Below are 2757 nucleotides of genomic sequence, written 5' to 3' on the forward strand. Positions count from 1 at the left end.
GCCGAGCCGGCTTCGGCCTCGTGCAACGCGGCGGCGGCGGCCAGCCGTTTCGTCTCGCGCCGTTTCGCGATCACCCCGGCGACGAACAGCAGCAGCAATTCGAGGACGGTCGCGGCCGCCCCGGCGGCCAGACCCGACAACACGCCGTTCCGGGCGCCGGCGATCAGGCCGGCAAGGAGCGGTATCAGCAACAGGAGCGCGAGCATCGGAGGTCGAATATAGGTGTGGCGGCGCGCCTGGGCGGCGCGGCGGGTTTCGCACGATGATAAGCGCGCGGCGGGCCGCCGAACAAGCGAAGAACGCAGGCGTGGCGCGCGTCCTACGCCGTCGCGCTCAGCCCTCGCCGCGCGCGTGGCGCAGGAACGCGCGCACCGCCTGCGAGCGCTCGTGGCGGCGGAACAGCAGCGCGATCTCGGAGGCCACCGGCTTGCCGGCCAGCGGGCGGCAGACCACGCCCGGCAGGCGCACGCAGTCGAACACGGCGCGCGGCACGATGGCGACCGTGTCGCCGAGCGAGACGCGCGCGATCACCTCCACGAGCCGCCCCGGCCGCGATTCGATCTGCGGCGCGAAGCGGCCGCGCCGCGCGACTTCGAGCGTGCCGCCTTCCTGCTCGGGCACCGTGAAGCGCGCGTCGCGCAACTGGCGCGGCGCGATCTGCGCGAATGCGGCCAGCGGCGAATGCTCGGGCAGCGCCACCACGAACGCGTCGGCATGCACGCGCACCGCCTGCAGGCCATCGGGGCAGGCCACCGGCGGGCGCACGTAGGCGAGGTCGAGCCGGCCGTCGTCGAGCATGGCCGGGATCGCCTCCAGCGGCTGTTCGGTAACCTGAACGTCGAGCAGCGGACGCTGCGCGCGAAAGCCGATCACGGCCTGCTGCATGACGCCCGTGAACGCGGCCGAGCCCACGTAGCCGATCCGCAGCCGGCCGATTTCGCCGCGCTCGGCGCGCTGGCCCAGCTCGTGGGCGCGCGCCAGCGCCGCCAGTGCCCGGGCCGCCTCGGGCAGGTAGGCGCTGCCGGCCGCCGTCAGCGCCACCGAGCGGCGCGTGCGATGGAACAGCCGGAACTGCAACAGTCTTTCGGCTTCCTGAACCAGCTTGGTCAGCGAGGGCGGCGCGATGCCGAGCGATTCGGCCGCGCGCGCGAAGTGCAAATGCTCGGCGACGGCCAGCACGCTGCGGATATGGCGGAGTTCGAGCTTCACGGCGGCTGTTAACGAATTCGTGAACGAAGATGCGATTTTATGGCATCGACCGGCAATACGGGCATCGCTAGCATCGTGACCTTCGGTAACCCGGATCCAGGAGCGATGCGATGGGCAGACAGCAGGCAGCGGACAGTTCGATTCACCCTGGCGGCGCCGAAGCGCCGCCGGCCCCGGCATCGGAGCAGGCGGCGCCGCGCCGCGCGTCGCCCGGTTTCCTGCTCGCCACGGCCTCGGCCACCTGCGCGCTGATCACGCTCGACACCAATATCGTCGCCGTGTCGCTGCCGTCGATCGCGCGCGCATTCCACGCCGGCTTCGCCGACGCCGAATGGGTGGTCAGCGCCTACATGGTGTCGTTCGCGTCGTGCCTGCTGCCGATGGGCGCGCTGGCCGACCGCTACGGCCGCAAGCGCATGATGCTGCTCGGCCTGCTGGCGTTCGCGGCGGCCTCGCTGGCGTGCGGGCTCGCGCCCACCGTGCTGTTCCTGAATCTGGCGCGCGCGGCCAAGGGCGTGGGCGCGGCGATGCTGCTGACGGCGGCGCTGGCCGTGATCGCCCACGCGTTTCCGCAGCCGCAGGCGCGTGCGCGGGCCTGGGCGATCTGGGGCATGACGATGGGCATCGCTGCCACGGTCGCGCCGCTGGTGGGCGGCGTGATCTCGCAGTGGATCGGCTGGCGCTGGATCTTCCTGCTGAACCTGCCCGTCTGCGCGGTGCTGCTGCTGTGCGCATGGCGCGCGGTGAGCGAATCGCGCCATGCGCAGGCCAAGCGCGTGGACGCGCTCGGCAGCGCGCTGTTCGGCGGCGGCCTGGCGAGCGGGATCTGGGCGCTGATCGGCACCCAGGACGACGGCTGGGCCAGCCCGGCCACGCTGCTGCGCGCCGCGATCTGCGTGCTGCTGCTGGCGGTGTTCGTGCAGGTGGAGCGCCGCCGCGATCACGCGATGATCGATCTCGCGCTGTTCGCGCAGCGCCGTTTCGTGGCCGCCGTGCTCGGCATGGCCGGCTATGCGGCCTGCGCGCAGGTGATGATGACGTTCCTGCCGTTGTACCTGCAGAACGCGTTCGGCTGGCCGGCGGTGCGGGCCGGTGTCGGCATGCTGCCGTTCGCGGTGGCGATGGTGGCCGGGCCGTACCTCGGCGCGTGGCTCGCGCGGCGCCGCGCCGGCTCGCCGATGCTGGCGGCGGGGCTGGTGCTGGTCGGCGCGGGCAATCTGCTGACGGCGGCGGTGGCCCCGGCGGCCGGCTACGGCTGGGTGGCGCTCGGCATGATCGTCACCGGCCTGGGCGCGGGCGTGCTGAACGGCGACACGCAGAAGGCGATCATGGCCTGCGTGCCGGCCGAGCGCACCGGCATGGCGTCGGGCATCAGCACCACCACGCGCTTCGCGGCGATCGTCACCGCGATCGGCGTGCTCGGCGCGGTGCTGGCCGCGCGCACTCACGCGGCGCTCGATGGCGCGCTCGCCGCGCATCCGGCGGCGCTGCCGTATCTCGATGCAAGCTTCATGTCCGATCTGTTGGCCGGCGATCCGGCCCATGCGA

At 72.8% G+C, this 2757-nt stretch carries 2 protein-coding genes and 1 pseudogene; 1 reads left to right on the forward strand and 2 read right to left on the reverse strand.

The features are described from left to right. Window positions 1-206 (reverse strand): annotated as a pseudogene (locus G3N92_RS32655) (hypothetical protein); the annotation flags it as partial. A 127-nt stretch (window positions 207-333) separates the two neighbouring features. Beyond that, entirely contained in the window at window positions 334-1209 is an 876-nt protein-coding gene (locus tag G3N92_RS32660; protein ID WP_206131654.1) for a LysR family transcriptional regulator, read from the reverse strand. A gap of 110 nt (window positions 1210-1319) precedes the next feature. On the opposite strand from G3N92_RS32660, the gene G3N92_RS32665 reads away from it, so the two are divergent. Beyond that, window positions 1320-2757, forward strand: a 1438-nt coding sequence (locus tag G3N92_RS32665; RefSeq protein ID WP_206131655.1) for an MFS transporter, incomplete at its 3' end; no start/stop codon positions are given.

The organism is Burkholderia sp. Ac-20379, assembly GCF_017104645.1.
GTDB lineage: Bacteria > Pseudomonadota > Gammaproteobacteria > Burkholderiales > Burkholderiaceae > Burkholderia.